Origin of the sequence: Halomonas sp. ML-15 (assembly GCF_014779595.1) — a bacterium.
Taxonomy (GTDB): Bacteria; Pseudomonadota; Gammaproteobacteria; order Pseudomonadales; family Halomonadaceae; genus Franzmannia.
On sequence record NZ_JACXZT010000019.1, the window covers coordinates 1,134,195 to 1,156,936 of the forward strand.

Consider the following 22,742-nt stretch of genomic DNA (forward strand, 5'->3'; position numbering starts at 1 on the left):
AGATGGCCATCCCCTTTTGCATGGCATCACAGCGGCCATACCAGCATGATCATCGGAATCGCCACCACCATGACCACCAGCGACAACGGCAGGCCAAGCTTCCAGTAGTCGCTGAAGCGGTACCCCCCCGGCCCCATCACCAGGGTGTTGGACTGGTGGCCAATGGGGGTGAGGAAGGCGCAGGAAGCGCTCACCGCCACCACCATCAGAAACGGGTCCAGCGACAGGCCAAAGCCGCTGGCCAGGCTCGCCGCAATCGGCGCCATCAGCAGTGCCGCCGCGGCGTTGTTGATCACGTTGGAGAGCAGCGTGGAGATCAGGAACAGCGCCACCAGGGTGGCCACCGGCGGCCAGCCACTGCCCAGCGTTAGCATTCCATCCGCGATCTGCGCCGCGCCGCCGCTGGTGTCCAGCGCCTCGCCCACCGGCAGCATCGCCGCCAGCAGCACGATCACCGGCCCATCGATGGCCTGATAGCCGTCGCGCAGCGGTAATATACCGACCAGCAGCGATATAAGCGCCGCCGTGGACAGCGCTACCGCCGCCGGCAGCAGATCGGTGAGCATGGCCACAATCGCCAGCATGAAGATGCCGATCGACAGCAGCAGCATGCGCGGCTGGCCAATGGTCAGGTTTCGATTGGCCAGCGGCAGGCAGCCCAGGGTCGCCAGGCTTTCGGCCAGCCCCCCTTCATCACCCTGCATCAGCAGCACATCGCCTGGCTGGAAACGGATCTCACGCAGGCGCTGTTTGAGACGCGCCCCGTCCCGGGCCACCGCCACCAGGTGCAGGCCATGCTGATTCTGCAAGCGCAGCTGTACCACGGTACGGTTGACCATCATCGAGTCGTTGCGCACCACTGCCTCGACCAGTTGCAGGCCCTCGGTATCAACGCCGCTGCGCCTTTTCTTATCCTGCTTCTTGCTGTCCTGCTTCTCTTCGTCTCCTTCGGCTGGGCCATCAGCGGTTTCAGCGTTTTCCTCCTCTTCTGCGGCCGCACCCAGCGACAGACCCGCCTTGTCCTCGAGCAGCTTCATCTCCTCGGGACCGCCCTCGACCAGCAGAATATCGCCCTCCCGCAGGCTGCCATGGAAGGCGTGGCCGGTTCGTCGCTTGTCGTCGCGCACCACCGCCAGCACCGGAATGGTCTCTTCCAATGCCTCGTGCAGTTCACGCAGCGTCCAGCCGATGGCCTTGGACTCTTCGCCGACCTTGAGCTCGACCAGATAGTTGTCGGTGTCGAACAGCTCCTCGGCGGACGACTGGCCCTGGCGATGCGGTGTCAGCCGCCAGCCCACCAGCACGATAAAGAGCAGCCCCACCGCTGCCACCGCTACGCCGACGGGAAAGAACGAGAACATGCCGAAGTTGTCGCCGGTCTGGGCGCCACGGTAACTGGCGATGATGATATTGGGCGGCGTACCGATCAGCGTCATCAGCCCGCCCAGCAGCGAGCCGAAGGCCAGCGGCATCAGCAGCAGCGAAGGTGATCGGTCATGCTCGCGGGCCATGCGCACCGCCACCGGCAGCAGCAGTGCCAGCGCCCCGACGTTGTTCATTACCGCCGACAGCACCGTCACGGTGCCGGTCAGCACCAGCAACTGCAGTATCAGCCGTTCACCGACCTTGAGGGTCTGCTCGGCGATCACGTCGACCAGCCCCGAGCGCTCGAAACCCTTGCTCAGTACCAGCACCGCCGCCACGGTGATCACCGCCGGATGGCCAAAGCCCATGAAAGCGGCATCGGCCTCCACCAGCCCCAACATCACCGACGCCAGCAGCGCCGAGAGTGCCACCAGATCGTAGCGAAAGCGTCCCCACACGAAGGCCGAAAGGGTCAGTCCCAGCACGATGAACACCAGCGTACTATCGGCCATGGTTATCTCACCTCCCTGTCGAGCACCACAGCCACCAGCACAACAGCAGACTGGCGCCAACGCCACTGTTTTTTGTCAGCAACACAAAAAGCCCTGCGCTAGCAGGGCCTTGAGCGAGCTCGGCGACGACGTGAGAGCGTCGTTACCGGGCCATCTTCTCCAGCATGCGGTTGACCGCCTCGAGGTGCTCCGGCTCGTTGTGGCACATGCCCTGGAAGGTGGCACACAGATCGAGGAAGTCCTTGAGTTCCAGGCGGCTGCCCTGCTTCATCAGCCGCTTGGTGAGACGGGTGGCCTTGGGTGGCTGGGCGGTGATGGCGGCGGCAAGTTCGGCGACCCGCGTCATCAAGGCGTCGTGCTCGACCACCTCGAGCACGATGCCATATTCACGCGCCTCCTCGGCGTCGATCACCCGGCCCGAGAGGGTCAGTTCGAAGGCGCGCTGGTAGCCGATCAAGCGCTGCAGGAACCAGGCACCACCGTCGCCAGGGATAATCCCCAGGTTGAGGAAGGTCTCGCCGAACTTGGCCTTATGGGATGCGATGCGAATATCCGCCATATTGGCCAGGTCGAAGCCCGCGCCAATCGCCGCGCCGTTGACCGCAGCAATGATCGGCACTTCTACGGCCTCCAGGGCCAGCGGAATCCGCTGAATACCGCGACGGTAACGCTCAGCCACCTCGGCCACATCGCCGGCAAAGTCACCGCCGCGCTCGGCCATGTCCTTGACGTTGCCGCCGGCGCTGAACGCCGAGCCGGCGCCGGTGATCACCAGCACCGACACCTCCGGGCAGCGGTTGACCCACGCCGCCACCGCGACGATATCGTCGATAAGGCCGGTACCGGTCAGGGCGTTGCGCACGTCGTGGCGATCCAGGGTGAGGGTCGCCACCCGCGCCTCCAGGGTAAGCCTGGCATCGCTGAGGGCAGGCAGGGTGACAGTATTGGTCATGCGGGAGACTCCTGTGTCGACGCGTCGAGGATGATACGTGCATCCACCAGCGTATAGCCGTCGGCGTTGGCAATCACCGGGTTGAGGTCGAGCTCGGCGATCTCGGGGTAGGCGGAGACGATGCTGGAAACGCTCAGCAGCAGCGCCACCAGCGCGTCACGATCCACCGCCGGCTCACCGCGCACGCCGTCGAGAATCTTGCGCGCCTTGATCTGGTCAACCATCGCGCGGGCATCGAAGGGCGACAGCGGAATCGCCCGGAAGGCCACATCCTCGAGCACTTCGACGAAGATCCCGCCAAGCCCGAACATCAGCACCGGACCGAAGATCGGGTCGCGACTCACGCCGACGATCACCTCGACGCCCTTGGGCGCCATCGGCGCCACCAGGACGCCCTCGATCTCGGCGCTGGGGTCATAGACACGACACGATGCCAGAATGGACTCCTGGGCTTCGCGCAGCGCCGCCTCACCGACCAGATTCAGCCGCACCCCGCCGGCATCTGACTTGTGCAGAATATCTTTGGAGACCACCTTCATCGCCAGCGGTACCTGGCCAAACTGGGCAGCCACCTCAGCCAGCTGCGGCGGAGCCGTGACCAGCCGCTCCTCGAGCACCGGCACACCATGAGCCCGCAGCAGCGCCTTGGCCTCGGGCTCGAGCAGATCACGGCCGGCTGCCAACGCTGCCGTGATGGCTGCCTCACTGCCCGGATCGCGGGGTACCGGCGGTGGCAGTCGATGTCCGCGGCTAGCACTGAGATAGTGGCCGCGCTCGCCAAGGGCCGCCAACAGCCGTACGGCGTGCTCGATGGACGAATAGATTGGCAGACCCGCTTCATGCAGGCGCCGCAGCGCCGGCGGTTTGACCGGCGTATAGAGGCTATAGATCACCAGTGGCTTGGTGGTCGCCTTGGCCAGGTCGACCATCGCCTCGGCACCGCGCATCTCGTCACCCAGCAGCGACTCGGCGAAGCGGATACTGTAGCCGCCAAACATGCCGACCAGAAACACGCTGTCGACGTTGTCGTCGGCCGCGACGATCTCCATACAGGTCGCCAGCAGCGAGGGATTGGCATCGGTAGAGCCGGCCACGTCTACCGGGTTGACGGTGGAGGCCTGGGGAAACAGGATCTCGCGCAGACGAGCACGGGTAGCCTCGGAGAGCTCAGCCAGGGTGAGGCCCGCTTCGGCCAGCCGGTCGGACGCGATGGTCGCCTGGCCGCCGCCGTCGGAGATCACCGCCACGCGCTTGCCACCCGCCTTCTGCAGCAGGCCGAGGCCTTCGGCCACCGGCAGAATCTCGTCGGAGTACTGCACCACACTGACCCCGGCCTGCTTGAGCAGGTCGACGGTCATGGCGTAGCTGCCGGCCAAAGCGCCAGTGTGAGAGCTGGCGGCCTTCTGGCCCTGCTCGGTGGAGCCCGATTTGTACACCACCACCGGCTTCATGGCGGTGACCTCGCGGGCCACATCGAGAAACTTGCGGCCGTCGCGAAAGCCCTCCACATAGAGCGTCGCCACACGGGTGTGCTCGTCCTCACCCAGGTAGCGCAGGTAGTCGTTGAAGCCGATATCGCTCTGATTGCCCGGCCCGACGTAGGTCGAGAAACCCACCTGGCCGTTGTGCTGCGCCTCCAGTGCCAGCGACAGCAGCATGTTGCCCGACTGCGAGATGATTCCCACATCGCCGGGACGCACGTTGTCCAGCGCCAGCAGGTTGATGCGATGGTGGAGGTTGAAGATCCCCGAGGTGTTGGGGCCGATGATGCGCACACCGTGAGCATGCGCCTTGTCCATCATTGCCTGCTCCAGCACCGCCCCCTCGCCGCCAATTTCGGCGAAGCCGCTGGCCAGAATCACCGCCCCCTTGATGCCGCGCCGCCCGCACTCGGCGATCAGCTCGGGCACGCTGGCCGCCGGCGTGCAGATCAGCGCCAGCTCCGGGTTGCCGGGGATTGCCGTCACCGACGGCCACGCCTTGACGCCGAGAATCATGTCGGCCTTGGGATTGACCGGGAAGATAGCGCCCCGATAACCGTCCTTGATCAGCCCGACCATCGCTTTGTAGCCGCGCTTGGTGGGATCGCTCGAAGCCCCGATCACAGCGATACCGGTGGGCGCCAGGATGTCGTGCAGCGGGCTGCGGGTCGGCAGATGCCCTTCGATGGGATTCATGCTCATTTCCCCTTGAAGTGCGGAGTACGCTTCTCGGCAAAGGCGTCGACGCCCTCCTGCCAGTCGTCGGTGGTGGAGCAGGTAAAGACCGCATCCAGCTCCTGCTGCAGCTGGCTCTCGAGCCCCGTCTCGCTGGCCTGGTTGACCAGCCGCTTGAGCATCGCCATCGACACCGGCGCCTGCGTGGCCAGCGTCTGCGCCAGCCGCTCGGCTTCACTGAGCAGCGAAGCGACCGGCCAGTGGTCGGTCGCCAGGCCGATGTGGGTAGCCTGTTCACCGTCGATGCGTTTGCCGGTAAACAGCAGCTGGCGTGCCATGCTCAGCCCGACCAGCTGCGGCAGCAGCTTGGAGACGCCACCGCCGACGCAGGTGCCGATGCCGGTTTCGGGGAACCCCAGCTGTGCCTCGTCGGCCATCACGATGAAATCGCAGGCCACCGCCATCTCGGCACCGGCGCCCAGCGCATAGCCGTTGACCGCAGCGATCACCGGCTTTTCGAGGCGCAGGATCGCTTCGCAGACGTCATTGCCCAGCTGCAGATACTGACGCCGCTGGTAGAGAGTACGCGCCGCCCCGCCGTGCTCCTTCATATCGGCGCCCACGCAGAACGCACGCCCCTCCCCCGTGAGGATCACCGCTCGCACCTTGGGATCGCGCTCCGCCTCGGCTAGCGCCAACAGCAGCTCACGGTAGAGCGCTTCGATCACCGCATTAAGGCGGTGGGGACGGTTGAAGCGGATGATCGTGACCGCGTCTCGCGACTCGACGGTCAGGGTCTCGTAGGTGGGACGGCGCATCGGTTCTCCTCGGCGGGTGCCTGAATGAATAACAAACAGCACGTAAGTGTCACAAAGCCATGCCATATGACACATATGTATCATCAGCATGCTAAAGTCGAATACCAAGCCTTGTCAACACGTTCGTATCACAAGGCTATTTGTACCGAACCATTTGTGACACTCCTGCCCACCCTGATGCGCTACAATGCCGCGCCAGACACCGAGACCCGGCCAGCCGGATAACAACGAGGTCGCGATGACGCAGGACAACGCCCACGCTCACATCACCACCTTGGATGATGTCAATCAGGCACTCGCCGAGCACTATGCCGAACTCAGCCCGCAGCTCAAGCTGGCGGCGCGCTATGTGCTGGACCAACCGGTGGAGATCGCCTTTCAGTCGATTCGCAAGTCGGCCAGCGCCGCCGACGTCACGCCATCAACGCTGATGCGCCTGGCCAAACGGCTCGGCTTCGACAGCTACGAGCAGTTCCGCGAGATATTCCAGTCGGCGGTTCAGGCCGGGCCCATCGAGCTGTCGGGGCGCGCCTCGAGCCTCAAGGCGCTGGCCGATGGCGATGACCAGGTCTTCGTCGACGTGGGAGATACCGCCTTCGACAATATCGGGCGCCTATTCACCGCCGATATGCAGCCCAAGGTCCGCGATGCCGCCGAACGCTTGCTGGCCGCCGAAAAGGTCGCCGTAGTGGGTTTTCGCGACGCCTTCGCCTGCGCCTACCACTTCGCCTACGTGGGGCGCATCGCGATGCCCAACGTGCAGCTGATTCGCGGTCAGGAGGGGGGGCTGCTCACCGAGCTAGCCAACTTCGGGGAGGGAGATGTGGTGGTGGCCTTCGGCTTCGACCCCTACTGCGCCGAAACCGTCAGAGCTCTGGAGGTGACCAGAGCCAACGGCGTCGAGGCCATCGTGGTCACTGACACCCTGCGCTCGCCGCTGGTGCCGGGAGCGGCGGTGACCTTCAATATCGCCACCGCCACGCCGCACTTCTTCCCGTCGATCCTCTCGGCGATCACCCTGATCGAGGCGATCCTTGCCGAGTGCGTGGCCTACGGCCCGGAAGCGCTGGTCGACAACGTCACCCGCTTCGAGTCGCGGATGCGCGAGCTGGGCGCCTATATCGACCTAGAATGAATGGCTTTGCGAGCAATGAAGCCCTGACTGCTACTCCTCATCAGCTGTCAGGGCTCTGGCATAAGAGTGGCTCTCCTCGTAGAGCCCCATCAATATCCCCCACTCGCGCAGTATGACGTTGACAGACTGAATGAGTATCAGCGCACCACCAATCACCAACGAATACCTAATCCAGTAGAGGTTGAATGTACCGCTGGGGCTATATTCGATGCGCCCAAGTTCAGCAAACATCAGCCCAAAATACATGATTGCCCACGCATAATAGGCCACCACTGCATAAACGAAGATGATAACCAAATGCCGCAACCAATTCGGTAGTAATGCATAGAGCACCGTGACCTTGACGTGCATACGCTCACGAATGCAAATACTCGAACCGCATAGCGCTAGGAAAGCTAGCAGATAGCCAGCCAGTTCCGGAACCCAGAACAGCGGAACGCCAAACACATAACGCAGCAGCACTTGCGTCATGATGACAATGAACATCAATGCGACCGCAGCGGTCAGCGCCCAGCCCAGCAGGCGGTTGAGTAGCCCGCTTAACCAGTCGTAGAAATCGAACAGCGCCTTGAGTGCTTTCAAGGGCCCGGGACGGAGTGAAGGGGGCGTCTCGCTCATGATCACAGGCCTCCGAAACCTAATAGACGTGGGAGGAACTCGCTAAGTGGCGCAACGAATACCACCAGCAGCGTGACGGCTATCTCGAGGATAATATAGGGCCACACATAGCGAGTGATCTCAACGATCGACATACGCCCCACCAGCGAGGTGGTCAGAAGGGTGCCGCCCACCGGTGGGGTCATATGGCCAATGCCCAACGCCATGACGATGATCATCGCGGTATGTACGGGGCTAAAGCCGATCTCCTGAGTAAAGATGGGGATCAGAATCCCGCCGAACAGCAGAATATTGGCAGTGCGATCAACGAACATCCCGGCCACTATCATCACCATTAATAGCAGGAAAATGATTGCCAGATGGCTACCGGTCAGCTCGAGAATCACCCCACTGATCACCTCAGGGACATTGCGGTCTACGATCACATGAGAGAATGACACGGCCACGCCAACTAGGATGACAATCGCAGCGGTCGTCAAACCAGTCTTGTAAAGGATCTTCGGCAGTTCGACGAAACGGATCGAACGGTAATAGAACAGCGTGATCAACAAACTGTAGGTCACCGCCACGCCCGCTGCCTCAGTAGCGGTGAAAATTCCCAGGAAGATACCGCCAAGGATCACCACTGGCAGCCCTAGCGCCGGCAAGGCCTCTTTCAGTGTCTGCAGAAACTCTTGACGCGTCACCCGGGGATGATGCGGAATATCAGGATTATTACGAACTAGGAACCAGGTCAACACCATATAAGTAGTGGCGAGTACCGCGGCTATGCTCAATCCAGCGGCGAACAGGGCTCCGATCGAGACGCCGAACGTAGACCCGTAAATGATCAGCACGATACTTGGCGGAATCATCGGTGAAAGCGTTCCCGAGACCGCCGTCAAAGCACCGGCGAAACCGGGAGGATACCCTTCACGCTTCATCGAGGGGATCAGTACAGAACCGATGGCCGCCACGTCGGCATGGGCCGAGCCGGAAATACCACCGAAGAAGACACTGGAGAGGATATTGACTTGCGCCAGACCGCCGCGAAAATGCCCCACGCAGGCTTTAGCCAGCGAGATGATACGATTGGTTAAGCCGCCGCGCCCCATGATTTCACCAGCCAGCAGAAACATCGGCACAGCCAGTAACGTGAAACTCGAGACTCCACTGAACAAGCGCTGCATCAGCACGATAGCGGCACTGTCACGACCTAGGTCCAGATAATGCAGCAGGGACGCCATACCCATTGCGGCAAAAATTGGCGTTCCTAGCAGAATCAGCACCAGAAGTGCAGAAATAAAATACACCACAAGCATGGTGAACATGCCTCCTGGCCGAAAGATAAAACGATGCTAGGGCGGGGCCCAGACCCCACCCTAGATGTTACCGATTACTGAGTCTTGCGGTTGTCGATCCGAGTCGAGACGCGTTCGATGGCTTCCTGGGTTACCTCGATGAACTCTTCATCGACCAGCTCAGCCATCACATCCTCGGCAACCGGTGAAGCAACCGACTGCCACTCTTCCAGCTGTTCGGCATTCGGCACAGCCACTTCGATGCCCATCTCCTGGATTTCCACCAGGACCTGATTTTCCTCAGCGATAGCGTAACCATTGTTTACCCACGCCATCAGCTGGGCGGCCTCGTCGATGGCCTGCTGGTGTGCCGGCTCAAGGGAGTCGTAGAACTCCTGGTTACCCATCAGCATGAAGTAATCATAGGCATGGCCAGTGAGGGTAACGTGCTCAAGCACCTCCATCAGGCCTGCCGCCTGGGCCGAGGCAAGACCGCCTTCAGTGGCATGGATCAGTCCCGTCTGCAATGCCTCATAGCGCTCGGGTGCTGACAGCGCAACAATCGATGAAGCGCCCAGTGCAGCGAACAAGTCCTGGTCGAGCCGCAGTTCACGGGTTCGCATGTCGATACTCAGATCTTCCATATCGGAAGGCGTAAACACTGGGCCACGGGTTGAATAGAAATGGCGCAGCGAGTTTTCACCACCAGTAAAGAAACGCAGGGTGCCGCCCGACTTATCGAGGAACCACTCGCGTACGAAAGTCGCGTAATCCTCATCGAGCATCAACTCATAGAACACAGAGCGATTGGGGAACAGAAACGGCCAGTTATACATCTGGACATCAGGCAACACACCAGCCAGCCCGCCGCCCCCTGCGAAGTTGAACTCCAGTTCACCAAGGCGCATCTGATCAATCGCCTCTCGATCGCCACCCAGCGCATCGTGAAGCACAATACGTACCTCGATCTCGCCGTCGGTAGCACTCTCCACATAGGACTTGAAGGCCTCTGCCGCGGCATTCACATAATCCGGTGGCGCCACGGCGATGGTTGCTTCGATGGATTCCGCTTGGGCCTGGCTGCTGATACCGAATATCATGCTGGCCGAAGCGATGAAGGCTGTCATTGGTAGCTTTTTCATGGCTATGTCTCCAGAACGTTATTATTGTGTCTAGGTGATGTACGCATGGCCCGAGCAGCAGCGCTCAGCGCATGCACTAGGCGTCCTTCTTGGCGGCCATCGAACCTTCGATGGCCATGAGGCCCGGCTTCCCAGCCCGGCCAACGCCCCCACGGGAGCTGGCTAACCGAACCTCATGCAGGAGGCACGAGGCGCGTCGAGCCGCGCTCGATCAGACGTGGTTGGTAATGGATATGCCGCGCCTGAACCACGCTCGACGCCTTGTCCAACCGCTGCAGTAGGCTCTCTACAGCAGTGCGACCGATAGCGTCGGTGGGTTGGGCGACCGTGGTGATTCCAGGCCCCACCAAGGCACACCAATCAAGCTCATCGATACCGATTAACCCAACCTCTCCCAATGGCACTGCCAGCGACTTGAGAGCTCGCGTCACGGCCAGCGTGACGTTACCGTTGGCGCATAACACCGCTTTACCGCCGCCCTGATTCGATGCGTCTAGAAAGGTCTTAAGCGACTCGATGAGCGGCCCTTGCTGTTCGTCAAGCCGCAGGCAAAGGGCCTGGCCATGCCATTCATCGAGCAGCAGGCGGTAGCGGAAGCGCTCCAGTCGCGCCTGACGTGTGCTGGTCTGGGCAGGCGGCTCGCTTATATATAGGACCTGTCGGTAACCCTGTTGCTGGAGATGGTCCATGGCAGTATCGATGGCCGCATTGTTATCGATACCGACTAGGTCAGCATCGAAGTCGCTAAGCACTCGATCAAGCAGCACTAGCGGGATTCCCTGACGAGACAGTGTCTGCAGTTCCTGACTGAGCTGACCAGTAGAGTTAATCAGTAGCCCTTCCACCCGGTAGGCGGCCAGCAGTGCCAAATGCTCACGCTCCAACTGTGGATCGTTATCGGTATTGCACACCATTAACGAGAAACCATTATCACGGCAGGCCTGCTCGGCGCCGTGCAGCACCTCCACCGAAAAACGATTACGAATATCGGCGACCAGCATACCGAGCAGCTTGGAACTGCCACCTTTGAGGCCTCGAGCAATCTGGTTGGGGTGATAATCGAGGCGCTCCGCAGCAGCGGCAATGCGCGACTGCATGCTGCGCGACAAGCGCTTGCGCTCAGTACCAAAGTAGCGCGAAACGCTGGTCTTGGAGACGCCTGCCACCTCGGCGACCTCGAGAATAGTGGCACGCTGCCTGGGGCTGGAATCGACGGACACGCTGACGCTCGCTAATCAATGGGAACGTTTTCAACCTAGATCCCCAAAACTGGCCTTGCAACGTATAGAACGCTAGACATAAGTCGTATATTGAAAACGATACCGATCACCACATGTACCACACGAGTCACAGTAAGCAGTGACGGCAGCATCAAGATAGCCAACAGCTTGATATACAGAATATCCCACTATATCGGGGCTATAGCGGAATATGGATAGTGACTGACGCGGCCTCACAGCATCCTCATCAAGGAAACGAAACGGCCTTTGACCTAAGTATAAGCGGCCAGCATTGCCGTACCTTTTTGAAAGTGACTAAGATGGGAACGTTCACATTTTCATTATCCATGATCTCGCCCATCAACTGCCGCTGACCGATTGCCAACCGCCTCTCAGCCACATGGGCGCCCAGGACCCAGGAGTCGCCAATGTCCACCGCCCCCCTTCCTCCTGAGATTCTCGCCTTCGGTGAGGCCATGGCCATGTTCGTTGCCAATTCTCCGGGACCACTGAGCGAGGTTCAGCACTTTCAGCGCCGTCTCGCTGGCGCCGACAACAATGTCGCGATAGGCCTCGCCAGGCTGGGCTTTCGGGTCGGCTGGTTGAGCCGGGTGGGCAACGACAGCTTCGGCGACTATGTCCAACGCGCACTGGAGAGCGAAGGACTGGACTGCCGCCATCTGCGTCATGACGACGATCATCCCACCGGCTTGGTGTTCAAAGAGCGGGCTGAAGGTGGCAGTGACCCGCGGATCGAGTATTTCCGCCAGCATAGCGCCGCTCGCAAGATGTCGCCCATTGATGCCGCAACCATCAATTTCTCGGCCTTGCGCCATTTACACGCAACGGGCATTCCTCCCGCACTCTCGCCGAGCTGTCGCGAACTCTCTTGGCACATGCTCGAGCAGGCGCGTATTGCCGGCGCCAGCATCTCCTTCGATCCCAATTTGCGCCCCAGCCTATGGCCCAGCGAAGCGGAGATGCGCGAAACCCTCAACGCGCTGGCCGCCAAGGCGGACTGGGTCCTGCCGGGGCTCGCCGAAGGACGCCTGCTGAGTGGCAAGCAAACGCCACATGCTATTGCCGATTTCTATCTCGAGCGCGGCGCCAAGGCGGTGATCATCAAACTTGGCTCAGAGGGGAGTTACTATCGCGGACATCTAGCAGGCCAGGACACAAGCTTCACACTCCCTGGCCTTGAGGTCAGCAAGGTGGTGGATACCGTCGGTGCCGGTGACGCTTTTGCGGTGGGGGTGATCAGTGCCTTGCTGGAAGGGTGCTCCCCGATACAGGCGGTGCGCCGTGGCAACTTGATCGGCGCCGAAGCCATTCAGGTCGTAGGCGACATGGAAGGACTCCCCGACCGCCAGCGACTCGCAGCGATAGAAGCTGACCTGTCTTCCCTCAGCACGTGATCCGTTACCGGAGTTGACCATGAGAAAGCGTATCCTTGCCTATGGCCGTCTCAACACCCATCAACTCGACGCGCTGAAGCGTGACTTCGACGTTATCGACCTCGCTCGCTGCGCCGATAGCAGTGACCCGACTTTCCGTGCCGCTCTTGCGCAGGCCCATGGCTTGATAGGCTCGAGCGTTGCCATCACACCAGAACTGCTCGACAACGCACCTCATCTCGAGGTCATCGCCAGTATCTCGGTAGGCTACGACAACTATCCCGTCGAGGAGCTGACGCGCCGTGGCATCCTGCTGTGCAACACCCCCGACGTGCTCACCGAGACCACTGCCGATACGGGTTTCACACTCATCATGGCCACCGCCCGGCGCGTCGTGGAACTCGCCAACTATGTCAAGCGCGGCGACTGGGACACCAGTATCGGCCCAGCCCAGTTCGGTAGCGACGTCCACGGAAAAACCCTCGGAATGATCGGCTTCGGCCGCATCGGTGCCGCCGTTGCCCGGCGCGGTGCATTGGGCTTCGATATGAATGTACGTTATGCCTGCGCGTCGCCTAAGCCAGCACTGGAGAAAGAACTCGGCGCTGAGCACCGGCAGCTCGACGACTTGCTCGCCGAGTCGGATTTCGTCTGCGTGACGGTTCCGCTCACCAAAGAGACGCATCACCTGATCGGCGGTCGAGAGTTCGCAAAGATGAAGTCATCGGCGATCTTCATCAATATCGCACGTGGCAAGGTCGTCGACGAAGGGGCGCTGATCGCCGCCCTGGAAAAAGGCGAGATTCATGCTGCAGGACTCGATGTCTTCGCGCAGGAGCCCCTGGACCCTACATCACCTCTGCCGCACATGGATAATGTCGTCGCCTTACCGCACATTGGCTCGGCCACCCATGAGACGCGTACCGCCATGGCTCAGCGCGCCGTAGACAACATTACTCTGGCATTAAAGGGTAAGAGTCCGATCAGTCCGGTCAACCCTGACGCCCGCTGATTCCCACCGCGATAAGCGCACCTTTATACCAAAGCGCCCGCCTGAAAGGCGGGCGCCGCGGGCTGCTTTAGCGAAAGGCTCAGGGCAGCAGAATGGTCGAGCCGGTGGTCTTGCGGCTGGCCAGAGCCTGTTGCGCCTTGCCGGCCTCTTCCAGTGCGAAGCGCTGGGCGATGTCGACCTTGATCTTGCCACTCACGAGCATGCCGAACAGATCGCTGCACATCGCCTCGAAGCGCTCGCGGGTGTCGGCGTAGCCGTTGAGGCTGGGGCGAGTCACGAACAGCGAGCCCTTCTGGTTGAGGATGCCGATATTGACCCCCTCCACCGCGCCCGAGGCGTTGCCGAAGCTGACCATCAGCGCCCGCGGCTTGAGGCAGTCCAGCGAGGTCTCCCAGGTATCCTTGCCCACCGAGTCGTAGACCACGTCGCACATCGCACCGTCGGTCAGCTCCTTGACCCGCTCGACGACGTTCTCCTTGGTGTAGTCGATGGTCGCCCAGGCGCCATTCTTCTTGGCCAGCTCGGCCTTTTCCGGCGAGCTGACGGTGCCGATCAGCTTGACGCCCAGCTCACGCGCCCACTGGCAGGCGATCGAGCCCACGCCACCGGCGGCGGCGTGCCACAGGATCGTCTCGCCGCCCTTCAATTCATAGGTCTGGCGCATCAGGTACTGCACGGTCAGGCCCTTGAGCATGCTGGCCGCGGCGGTATCGCAGTCGATCCCATCGGGCAGCACCGCGACCTTGGCGGCCGGCAGGGTGTGCACCTCGGAGTAGGAGCCCAGCGGGCCCTGGGCGTAGGCGACGCGGTCACCGACCTTGAGATGGGTAACGCCCTCGCCCAGCGCTTCGACTACCCCGGCACCTTCGGTGCCCAGGCCAGAAGGCATCGATGGCGCCGGATAGAGCCCGGTGCGGAAGTAGATATCGATGAAGTTGAGGCCGACGGCCTGATTGCGGATCTGGACCTCTCCGGCGCCGGGCGCCTTGGGCTCCACCTCGACGAGCTCGAGAACCTCGGGGCCACCGGTCTTGGCAAACTGGATACGCTTGACCATGGAATACTTCCTTAGATAGCTAACGGGATGTCACGCTATCCAAACGCTGTTTCATGCACCGGTCAAGTCAACGACGCCGGGAATCCGTTGAGGCCCTCGATGAAGCGACGCTTCTCCTCTTCGAAGGCCTTGGGATCATGCTTGAAGCGGCGCAATATCTGCGGTTCGTCCACCGTCAGCGTGGCTGACAACGCCGGCAGTTGGGTCGCCGGGTGTGCTGTCGCCAATCCAATCCGCGCCCCCTGCTCGCCGCCAAACCAGCGCGTGATACCACAGCGCCGATAGAAGGCTTCCTGCTCGGCATCGCTGGCATCGACCCGCAGCGGCGCCTTGAGCGCCAACTCGGCAATCAAGCGCCGCTCGGGTTCGGCATCTTCGCCAAGGCAGCAGGACAGCGTCAGGGTCATGCCCTCACCGGCCTCATCGAGCACCAGCAGCGCCAGCGCCTGGGGCACACCTTTGTTGTCGACCAGGGCCAGCAGCCGCGCCGCCTCCTCGGCGAACAGCACCCGCCGGGTACCGGTAAAGGTCACCAGCGGCGTCAGCCCCGCCGACTGACCGAAATGCTCGGCGCACAACCGCGCCATACAGGCGTCGCGCTTGGCGACATCGGTGACATGCAAGACTTTCATCTGACCACCCTTGTTTCCTCACCAGGCGCTCTTTGCTGGGGCGCCCAAAGCCGCGCAGCCTAGCATATTCAGCGTTATCACGCCTCGCCGCCTGGGGCCTCTGTCATTTGACTGTCATACTGCAGATATAGTGTTACTGGACCATCATCGAGGGGCTCGCGCATGTCATACGCCACTACCGTCAACGGTCTCCCGCGCACCATCGCCCACCGCGGGCTGTCGGCGCACCTGCCGGAGAACACCCTGAGCGCCGTGCGCGCCGCCAAACAGATCGGCTGCGACTGGGTGGAGATCGACGTACAGTTGCTCGGCGACGGCACCCCGGTGGTCTGGCACGACAACGGCGTGAGGCGCTGCTCCAACAGCCGCGGCAAGCTGGCCAAGCTCGACCTCGAACGGGCCAAGGCGTTGGATGTGGGCAGCTGGTTCAGCCGCCATTTCGCCGACGAGCGCATGGCCACTCTCGACGAGATGCTGGCACTGCTCAATGAGCTGGAGATGGGCGTCAACCTGGAACTCAAGGTCAACCGCGGCCGCGATCCGCTGACGCTGGTCGAGGCCGCCATGCCCAAGGCACTCGCCGCGCTGCCCGCCGAACGTTTGATCGTCTCCTCATTCAACCGCGCAGCGCTAAACGCCGCCCGTGATGCCCAGCCAGACCCCGAGCAGCTGCGCATCGGATTGCTCTACGAGAAGGTGCCGCGGGAGTGGCGGCGGGACGCCGAGGCGCTGCGCGCCTTTAGCCTGCACGTCGACTGGCGCAAGCTGAAAGAGAAGCGCGCCCGGGAGATCAAGGACGCCGGCTATGCGCTGTTCTGCTATACCCCCAACGACCCGATCGCGTTTACACCGCAGTGGGACTGGGGCGTCGACGGCGTGATCAGCGATGACCCGGCGCTGTACCGGCACCATCTACCCGAATCCGCCGCAGCGGTACCGCTTTAACTGCGACTTGATCCAGATCAAGTAAGCGCCTTACAAGACTCAAGCCGACCCGCTCCCAGCCGATAGCTCGGATAACCCCGACGCACACACTCGGCCAGGAGCCTTATGAATCCCTCTACGCTTATTGGCATCCTCGCCAGCATCCTGCTGCTGGCCAGCGTACTGCTGTTTACCGCCGAGTCGCCGGCCAGCTTTGTCAACCTGCCGGGGCTCGCCATCGTCATCACCGGCACCCTGGCCGCCACCTTTATCAGCTATCCGCTACGCGAAGTGGTGCGCGTCACACGCCTGGTGGGCATCGTCTTTCGCCGCGAGAACACCTACGCCCGGGACGATATCAAGGAGCTGGTGGAGATGTCGCGGCTGTGGTTCCAGGGCAATGTGCAGGCCGTAGAGGAAGCGCTGGAGCATACCCGCAACCCCTTTCTGCGCACCGGCATCCAACTGGTGATCGCCAATACCAAGGAGCAGGAGATCATCGACCTGCTGCGCTGGCGTATCGCCCGCCTCAAGGCCCGCGAGCACGCCGAGGCACAGATTTTCCGCACCATGGCCACCTATGCGCCAGCCTTCGGCATGATCGGCACCCTGGTCGGCCTGGTGAACATGCTCGAGGTGATGGAAGCCGGCGACGTCGGCGTAATCGGCCCGCGCATGGCGGTGGCGCTGCTCACCACCTTCTACGGCATCCTGCTCGCCAACTTGGTGTTCAAGCCTATCGCCGTGAAGCTCGAACGGCGCACCGAGGAGCGGCTGATCGCCATGAACATGGTGCTCGAGGGTATCTCGCTGATCACCAAACGGCGCCTGCCATCCTTCATCGAGGAGACGCTCAACTCCTTCATGGCCAATTTCCACGACGAGATCAACGACCCCAGCGTATCGCGCCGCGATGACGACGAGGCCGGTCAAAATGCCTGATATCCGCAATAGCCATCAGGACCTGCTGCCGGGTAACGGCGGCGACGGTGATGGCGAGAGCTGGCTGATCAGCTACCTCGACGTGTTGACGCTGCTGATCACCCTGTTCGTGCTGCTACTGTCGCTGGCCGGCAACGGGCTCGGCGAGCGCGGCCAGCAGTATGCCGGCACCGCCTCCACCCTCAGCGAATCGGCCATCGAGGCGGCCCAGCGTGCCACAGGCCAGTTGAGTGCCGGTTTGCAGCCGCGCCACAGTGGACTGCTCCCCCAGCTCGAAGGGGTGATGCCGGAGGGCGTCTCGATGACCCGGGGCAACGAGGGGGTAACCCTGCGTATCGACGACAACCTGCTATTCGCCAGCGCCCAGGCCGAGCTCACCGGCGACGGCCGCCAAGTGCTGGAGAGCTTGCTCGGCACCCTGCTGGCCTTCGACGGGCGCATCTCGGTGGAGGGGCATACCGACGACGTGCCGATCGCCACGCCGCGTTTCCCTTCCAACTGGGAGCTCTCCGGCGCACGCGCCATCGCCGTGGTGCGCTACCTGCAGGAGCAAGACATCCCCGAATCACGGCTGCGCGCCATTGGCTACGCCGACACCCAGCCGCTGGAGAGCAACGCGAGCGCCGAGGGGCGCGCCGCCAACCGGCGGGTCGAGCTGGTGCTGCATGAGGGGCCGATCCGCTAGGCAATCAGGCTCTGTACGAAAAGTCGGCGAGTGCAGGCAGTTTTCGTGCAACGCCTAGCGCAGCATGGCCAGGATAGCGTCCATATCCAGGTGGGCCTCCAGCGTGTCGGCCAGGCGATCCAATTCTCGCTGGCGGTGGGCGGCATACTTCACCGCCCCGCCGGCGTGGAGCCCGCAGCGCGCCAGCAGCGCGTTACACGCCTCGGCGCGGTCGAACAGCCCGTGCAGGTAGCTGCCCATGATCTGGCCATCGTCACTCACCGCCCCTTCGGGGCGCCCGTCAATCATGCACAGCGGGCGCGCCAGCGCGGCTCCCTGGCTCACCCCGTTGTGGATCTCATAGCCGGCGATGGCCACCCCCTCCGGCTCCAGTGTGCCGGCGACGTTACGCAGCTGCTTGCCGGCGACCATGCGCGTCTCGAGATCGAGCAACCCTAAACCCGGCGTCGAGCCCGGTGGCCCCTCCAGGCCGTTGGGGTCGTGAATCGCCTGCCCCAGCATCTGCAGGCCGCCGCAGATGCCGAGCACCCTGCCGCCGTAGCGCAGGTGGCGCATGATCGCCGCCTCCCAGCCCTGGGCGCGCAGCCAGGCGAGATCGCTGCGAGTGCTCTTGCTGCCCGGCAGGATGATCAGGTCGGCGGCTGGAATCGCCTGTTCGGGCCCGATAAAGCTGAGCTCGACCCCCGGGTGCAGCCGTAGCGGGTCGAAGTCGTTGTGATTGCTGATGCGCGGCAGCCGGGGCACCACCACCCGCAGCGCCGGCTCACCGGAGGTCACGCCATGCAGCCCGACGCTATCCTCGGCGTCGAGCAGCAGCCCCTGAAGGTAGGGCAACGTACCCAGCACCGGCTTACCGGTGCGCTCGGTGAGCCAGTCGAGGCCCGGCTGCAGCAGCGCCATATCGCCGCGGAAGCGGTTGATCACAAAGCCCCGGGTGCGTAAGCGCTCGCTCTGGCTGAGCAGTTCCAGGGTGCCCACCAACTGTGCGAAGACCCCGCCGCGGTCGATATCGCCGACCAGGATCACCGGGCAGTCGACCATCTCGGCGAAGCCCATATTGGCGATATCGTTGGCGCGCAGGTTGATCTCCGCCGGGCTGCCGGCGCCCTCGGCGATAATCACGTCATAGCGGCTCGACAGCGCCTGCCAGGCCGCCAGCACGCTCTCCCGCGCGGTGCGCTTGTAGGTGTGGTAATCCAGCGCGTCCATATGGCCGTGCACCTGACCACGCAGAATCACCTGGGCGCCGCGGTCGCTCTCCGGCTTGAGCAGCACCGGGTTCATATCGCTGTGGGGCTCGACGCCTGCCGCCAGCGCCTGCAGCGCCGTGGAACGGCCGATCTCGCCGCCATCCACAGTTACCGCACTGTTGAGCGCCATATTCTGCGGCTTGAACGGCGCCACCGAGATGCCGCGCCGCGCCAGGGCCCGGCACAGCCCCGCCACCACCGTGCTCTTTCCGGCATCCGAGGTGGTGCCCTGGATCATCAGCGTGGCCATCAGTCACGCCCTCCGGCCAGCGCCTCATGCAGCGTCGCATCCAACAGCGGTTCCCCCCAGCCATTGCCATGCACCAGCTCCGCCAGGGGCAAGCGCTGCCGCCATCCAGAGCGGGCCAGCTCGGGCTGCTCCAGGAACTCGCTGACATAGCCCAGGCACAGGTATGCCAGGGGATAGACCTGCTCCGGCAGATTCAGGATCGACGCCAGCTCTTCCTGATCGAGGATGCTGACCCAGCCCACCCCGATGCCCTCGGCGCGGGCCGCCAGCCACAGGTTCTGCACCGCCAGGCAGGTACTGAACAGATCCGTCTCGACGATACTGTTGCGGCCCAGCACGTGCTCCCCGCCCCGGCTGCGGTCGCAGGTGATGCAGAGGTTGAGGGGGCTCTCGAGAATGCCCTCCAGCTTGAGGCGTCGATAGAGCTCGCCGCGCTCATTGGCGTAGTGCTCGGCGGCCTTGGCATTCTCCCGCTGGAACAGCCGATGCACCTGCTCGCGCACCGCCAGGCTGTCGATCACCAGGAAGTCCCAGGGCTGCATAAAGCCCACCGACGGCGCGTGATGGGCGGCGTCCAGCAGCCGCGCCAGCACCTCGGTCGGCACCGGATCCGGCAGAAACTGGGCGCGCACATCCCGGCGCTCGTGGATGGCGCGATAGAGCCCCTCCCGCTGCGCTTCCGAAAAGGCGTGATCGGATCCCTCGCGATGTTCTGCCATGCGCCTCTCTCCTGGAAGTCTCGGTATTACGATTACGACTGAGTTGCAGCGGGCTGAGCGCCGGGGACAAGCCTAAGCGAGGCTCCTCTAAGGAAGCGCTGAACAAGTCGCCGAACGAGATGAAGCACAAGGCGCACGGAGCACAGAACCGAGCGAAGCGACAAACATCCCCAGGATGGCTCCGAAGGAGCGAGAAACCGAAGGTTTCGAGTCAACCGGAGCATATGGGGTATATATGTGAGGATTCCGAGCACCGCGCAACGCAGTGATTCGCTCGTGCAGGCATTTGTGCAGTGTTTCCCTAGAGCTCAATGCCCTTCTGAGCTTTGATGCCCTGCTCCTTGAAAGCGTGCTTGACCACGCGCATCTCGGTCACGGTATCGGCCAGCTCGATCAACGCCTCCGGGGCGTGGCGGCCGGTGACCACCACATGCTGCATCTCGGGCCGCGCCTGCAGGTCGTCCAGCACCCGGTCGAGGTCCAGATAGCCGTGACGCAGAGCGATATTCAGCTCATCGAGCAGCACCAGGTCGATGGCAGGATCCTGGAGCATGCCGCGGACTACCTCCCAGGCCGCCTCGGCGGCTTGCACGTCCTTGTCGCGATCCTGGGTATCCCAGGTATAGCCCTCGCCCATCACGTGGTAGTCGACGCCCGGCTGCTGGCGGAAAAAGGCCTCCTCGCCGGTCTGGAACTTGCCCTTAATAAACTGCACCACCCCCACCTTCATGCCGTGGCCCAGGGCGCGAGCCAGCATGCCGAAGCCGGAGCTGCTCTTGCCCTTGCCCGGGCCGGTGAGCACCAGCAGCACGCCCTGCTCCTTGTCGGCACGGGCGATGCGCTCGTTCATGATCTTCTGCTTGTGGGCCATGCGCTCGGCATGGCGCTGGGGGTCGACCGTTTTCATTTCGCTCTCCTTAATGGCTCTCGCCGTAACAGATAGACATCCATGATCCAGCCGTGCCGTTCGCGCAGGGCCGCACGCTGCTCGATGATCGACTCGGCCACCTCCTCGAGTCGGCCATCGATCAGGCGCTGCTTGTCCATGCCCAGATAGGCGCCCCACCAGATATACAGGCCTTCCGGCGGCAGCGTGGCGAAGGCGCCACCGCTGTCGAGCATCACCGCCACACTGGCGGCATCGCTGGGCCAGCCGCGCTCGCGCAGGCGCCGGCCAGTAGTGATCTGTACCGGTTCCGCCAGCGCATTGAGGGGAATACGGTGCTCAGCGGTCAGCACCTGCAGGCTGGTAATGCCAGGCACCACATCTACCTGCAGCCCCTCCTCGCCTTCTGTCCCCGCAGCGCCCAGCCGCTGGGCAATACGCAAGCTGCTGTCGTAGAGCGACGGGTCGCCCCAGACCAGCATACCGACCCGCCCCCCTTGCGGTAGGTGGGTATCGATCAGTTCTGCCCACACCTCGGCAATTGCCCCATGCCAGTCATCCACCGCGTCCAGGTAGTCGGCGCGGGCATCGCGGCGCGGTAGATCGAACTCCACGACTCGGGTGCAGGACGACGCCTCTAGCAGATTGCGACACAGCAGCCGGCGCAGGTCCACCAGATCCGACTTGTCCTCCCCCTTGCGCGGCAGCAGGATCAGATCGGCCGCATTCAGGGCACGCACGGCGGCCAGAGTGACATGTTCGGGGTTACCCGTGCCGATGCCGATCAGCGAGAGGTGGATCATGGCTCTTCTCTCATATCACCCGTCTGATCGCCGGGGGCGGCGAAAGGTGAATCCGCCGACTGGGGGCGAAAGCGCCGGTCGTAGCCCACTGCATAGAGGCTGCTCTCCTGGAAGTCCTGGCTGTCGAGTACCGGGCCCACCAGAATCAGTGCCGTGCGCTGCAGGCTGTCATCGACCTGGGAGGCCAGGGTCGAGAGGCGCCCGCGGATCACCCGCTCATCCGGCCAACTGGCCCGCCAGACGATGGCCGCCGGGCAATCGCCACCGTAAAACGGCAGCAGGTCTTCCACCACCTGAGCCAGGTTATGGATGGAGAGATGGATCGCCAGGGTGGCGCCGGTGCTGGCGAAGTTGGCCAGGGTCTCGCCATCCGGCATGGCGCTGGCCCGCCCCGGGGTACGAGTCAGCACCACGGACTGCGCCACCCCCGGCAGGGTCAGTTCCTGGCCCAGGGCGGCCGCCGCCGCGGCGAAGGCCGGCACGCCCGGGGTGATGGCATAGGGAATCTCAAGCGCCTGTAGCCGGCGCAGCTGCTCGCCCATGGCCGACCACACCGACAGGTCGCCGGAGTGCAGCCGAGCAACGTCCAGGCCGGCGGCGTGTGCGGTGCGTATCTCCTCGATGATCTCATCCAGGGAGAGCGGCGCGGTGTTGACGATCCGAGCACCCGGCGGGCAGTGGGCGAGCAGCGCCTCCGGCACCAGCGAGCCCGCGTAGAGGCACACGGGGCAAGACGCGATAAGATCCCGGCCGCGCAGCGTCAGCAGGTCCGGCGCGCCGGGGCCGGCGCCAATAAAGTGTACGGTCATGCTTAATATCCTATCAGGGCGCCTGTAGGCACTGTCCGAAAACTGGCTGCGCTCGGCCATACGGCGTTAAAAATCGGCTCAAAGTACTCATTTACACCCCGTAAACTCCGCCTTTTCGCCGATTTTTGCTTTGCGACCCACATGGATGTGGGGAGTGCGTTGGCCCGTCGGGAACGGGCCT

21 protein-coding genes are annotated in these 22,742 nt (G+C 62.9%); 6 read left to right on the plus strand and 15 right to left on the minus strand.

The features are described 5' to 3' along the window. Nucleotides 1-26: 26 nt before the first annotated feature. From IEI94_RS17035 to IEI94_RS17050, 4 genes are all read right to left on the minus strand, one after another. Entirely contained in the window at nt 27-1,877 is a 1,851-nt protein-coding gene (locus IEI94_RS17035) for an SLC13 family permease (RefSeq protein WP_191168452.1), read from the minus strand. A gap of 142 nt (nt 1,878-2,019) precedes the next feature. Continuing rightward, the gene (locus tag IEI94_RS17040) at nt 2,020-2,829 is read right to left on the minus strand and encodes an enoyl-CoA hydratase-related protein (RefSeq protein ID WP_191168453.1); all 810 of its coding nucleotides are present in this window, start codon (nt 2,827-2,829) and stop codon (nt 2,020-2,022) included. Beyond that, the gene (locus tag IEI94_RS17045) at nt 2,826-5,006 is read right to left on the minus strand and encodes an acetate--CoA ligase family protein (RefSeq protein ID WP_191168454.1); all 2,181 of its coding nucleotides are present in this window, start codon (nt 5,004-5,006) and stop codon (nt 2,826-2,828) included. The genes IEI94_RS17040 and IEI94_RS17045 overlap by 4 nt, the downstream gene beginning before the upstream one ends. Before the next feature lie 2 nt (nt 5,007-5,008). Further along, a complete protein-coding gene (locus IEI94_RS17050; RefSeq protein WP_191168455.1) occupies nt 5,009-5,803 on the minus strand; it encodes an enoyl-CoA hydratase/isomerase family protein in 795 nt (264 codons plus the stop codon). 238 nt (nt 5,804-6,041) lie between these two features. Between IEI94_RS17050 and IEI94_RS17055 the strand changes: the two genes are divergently transcribed. Beyond that, entirely contained in the window at nt 6,042-6,938 is an 897-nt protein-coding gene (locus tag IEI94_RS17055) for a MurR/RpiR family transcriptional regulator (RefSeq protein WP_191168456.1), read from the plus strand. A 30-nt stretch (nt 6,939-6,968) separates the two neighbouring features. Here IEI94_RS17055 and IEI94_RS17060 read toward each other — a convergent pair whose 3' ends face one another. The 4 genes from IEI94_RS17060 to IEI94_RS17075 form a co-directional block, all read right to left on the minus strand. Continuing rightward, nucleotides 6,969-7,556 (minus strand): TRAP transporter small permease, encoded by a 588-nt coding sequence (locus IEI94_RS17060; RefSeq protein WP_191168457.1) that lies wholly within the window; start codon nt 7,554-7,556, stop codon nt 6,969-6,971. A 2-nt stretch (nt 7,557-7,558) separates the two neighbouring features. Further along, on the minus strand, nt 7,559-8,866 hold the full coding sequence (locus IEI94_RS17065) for a TRAP transporter large permease (RefSeq protein WP_191168458.1): 1,308 nt from the start codon (nt 8,864-8,866) through the stop codon (nt 7,559-7,561). A 65-nt stretch (nt 8,867-8,931) separates the two neighbouring features. Further along, the gene (locus tag IEI94_RS17070; RefSeq protein ID WP_191168459.1) at nt 8,932-9,978 is read right to left on the minus strand and encodes a TRAP transporter substrate-binding protein; all 1,047 of its coding nucleotides are present in this window, start codon (nt 9,976-9,978) and stop codon (nt 8,932-8,934) included. 173 nt (nt 9,979-10,151) lie between these two features. Continuing rightward, nucleotides 10,152-11,198 (minus strand): substrate-binding domain-containing protein, encoded by a 1,047-nt coding sequence (locus IEI94_RS17075; RefSeq protein ID WP_191168460.1) that lies wholly within the window; start codon nt 11,196-11,198, stop codon nt 10,152-10,154. Nucleotides 11,199-11,626: 428 nt separating this feature from the next. Between IEI94_RS17075 and IEI94_RS17080 the strand changes: the two genes are divergently transcribed. Beyond that, a complete protein-coding gene (locus IEI94_RS17080) occupies nt 11,627-12,613 on the plus strand; it encodes a sugar kinase (protein ID WP_191168461.1) in 987 nt (328 codons plus the stop codon). A gap of 19 nt (nt 12,614-12,632) precedes the next feature. Next, on the plus strand, nt 12,633-13,604 hold the full coding sequence (locus IEI94_RS17085) for a 2-hydroxyacid dehydrogenase (RefSeq protein WP_191168462.1): 972 nt from the start codon (nt 12,633-12,635) through the stop codon (nt 13,602-13,604). Between the two features lie 79 nt (nt 13,605-13,683). Here IEI94_RS17085 and IEI94_RS17090 read toward each other — a convergent pair whose 3' ends face one another. Next, a complete protein-coding gene (locus tag IEI94_RS17090; protein WP_191168463.1) occupies nt 13,684-14,661 on the minus strand; it encodes an NADPH:quinone reductase in 978 nt (325 codons plus the stop codon). Between the two features lie 62 nt (nt 14,662-14,723). Beyond that, the gene (locus tag IEI94_RS17095) at nt 14,724-15,293 is read right to left on the minus strand and encodes a hypothetical protein (protein WP_191168464.1); all 570 of its coding nucleotides are present in this window, start codon (nt 15,291-15,293) and stop codon (nt 14,724-14,726) included. 162 nt (nt 15,294-15,455) lie between these two features. Here IEI94_RS17095 and IEI94_RS17100 point away from each other — a divergent pair, with 162 nt between their 5' ends. The 3 genes from IEI94_RS17100 (at nt 15,456) to IEI94_RS17110 (ending at nt 17,844) form a co-directional block, all read left to right on the plus strand. Further along, nucleotides 15,456-16,238, plus strand: a complete 783-nt coding sequence (locus tag IEI94_RS17100; protein ID WP_191168465.1) for a glycerophosphoryl diester phosphodiesterase — start codon at nt 15,456-15,458, stop codon at nt 16,236-16,238. Between the two features lie 105 nt (nt 16,239-16,343). After that, nucleotides 16,344-17,159: a motility protein A gene (locus tag IEI94_RS17105; protein WP_191168466.1), complete on the plus strand. Its 816-nt coding sequence runs from the start codon at nt 16,344-16,346 to the stop codon at nt 17,157-17,159. Continuing rightward, complete coding sequence (locus tag IEI94_RS17110; RefSeq protein ID WP_191168467.1) at nt 17,152-17,844, plus strand: flagellar motor protein MotB; 693 nt, start codon at nt 17,152-17,154, stop codon at nt 17,842-17,844. The genes IEI94_RS17105 and IEI94_RS17110 overlap by 8 nt, the downstream gene beginning before the upstream one ends. 54 nt (nt 17,845-17,898) lie before the next feature. Here the strand turns inward: IEI94_RS17110 and IEI94_RS17115 are convergent, their stop codons facing one another. The 5 genes from IEI94_RS17115 to cobM all read right to left on the minus strand — a co-directional run bounded on the left by IEI94_RS17115 (nt 17,899) and on the right by cobM (nt 22,561). Further along, nucleotides 17,899-19,344 carry a cobyric acid synthase gene (locus IEI94_RS17115; RefSeq protein ID WP_191168468.1) on the minus strand — a complete coding sequence of 482 codons (1,446 nt, stop codon included), beginning with the start codon at nt 19,342-19,344 and terminating at the stop codon, nt 17,899-17,901. Next, nucleotides 19,344-20,063, minus strand: coding sequence for a 5,6-dimethylbenzimidazole synthase (bluB, locus tag IEI94_RS17120; protein WP_191168469.1), 720 nt, complete (start codon nt 20,061-20,063; stop codon nt 19,344-19,346). Before bluB ends, IEI94_RS17115 begins: the two co-directional genes overlap by 1 nt. 301 nt (nt 20,064-20,364) lie before the next feature. Further along, entirely contained in the window at nt 20,365-20,970 is a 606-nt protein-coding gene (cobO, locus tag IEI94_RS17125) for a cob(I)yrinic acid a,c-diamide adenosyltransferase (protein ID WP_191168470.1), read from the minus strand. Then, nucleotides 20,967-21,752, minus strand: a complete 786-nt coding sequence (gene cobF, locus IEI94_RS17130) for a precorrin-6A synthase (deacetylating) (RefSeq protein ID WP_191168471.1) — start codon at nt 21,750-21,752, stop codon at nt 20,967-20,969. The genes cobO and cobF overlap by 4 nt, the downstream gene beginning before the upstream one ends. Then, nucleotides 21,749-22,561 carry a precorrin-4 C(11)-methyltransferase gene (cobM, locus tag IEI94_RS17135; RefSeq protein ID WP_191168472.1) on the minus strand — a complete coding sequence of 271 codons (813 nt, stop codon included), beginning with the start codon at nt 22,559-22,561 and terminating at the stop codon, nt 21,749-21,751. Before cobM ends, cobF begins: the two co-directional genes overlap by 4 nt. Nucleotides 22,562-22,742: the final 181 nt, after the last annotated feature.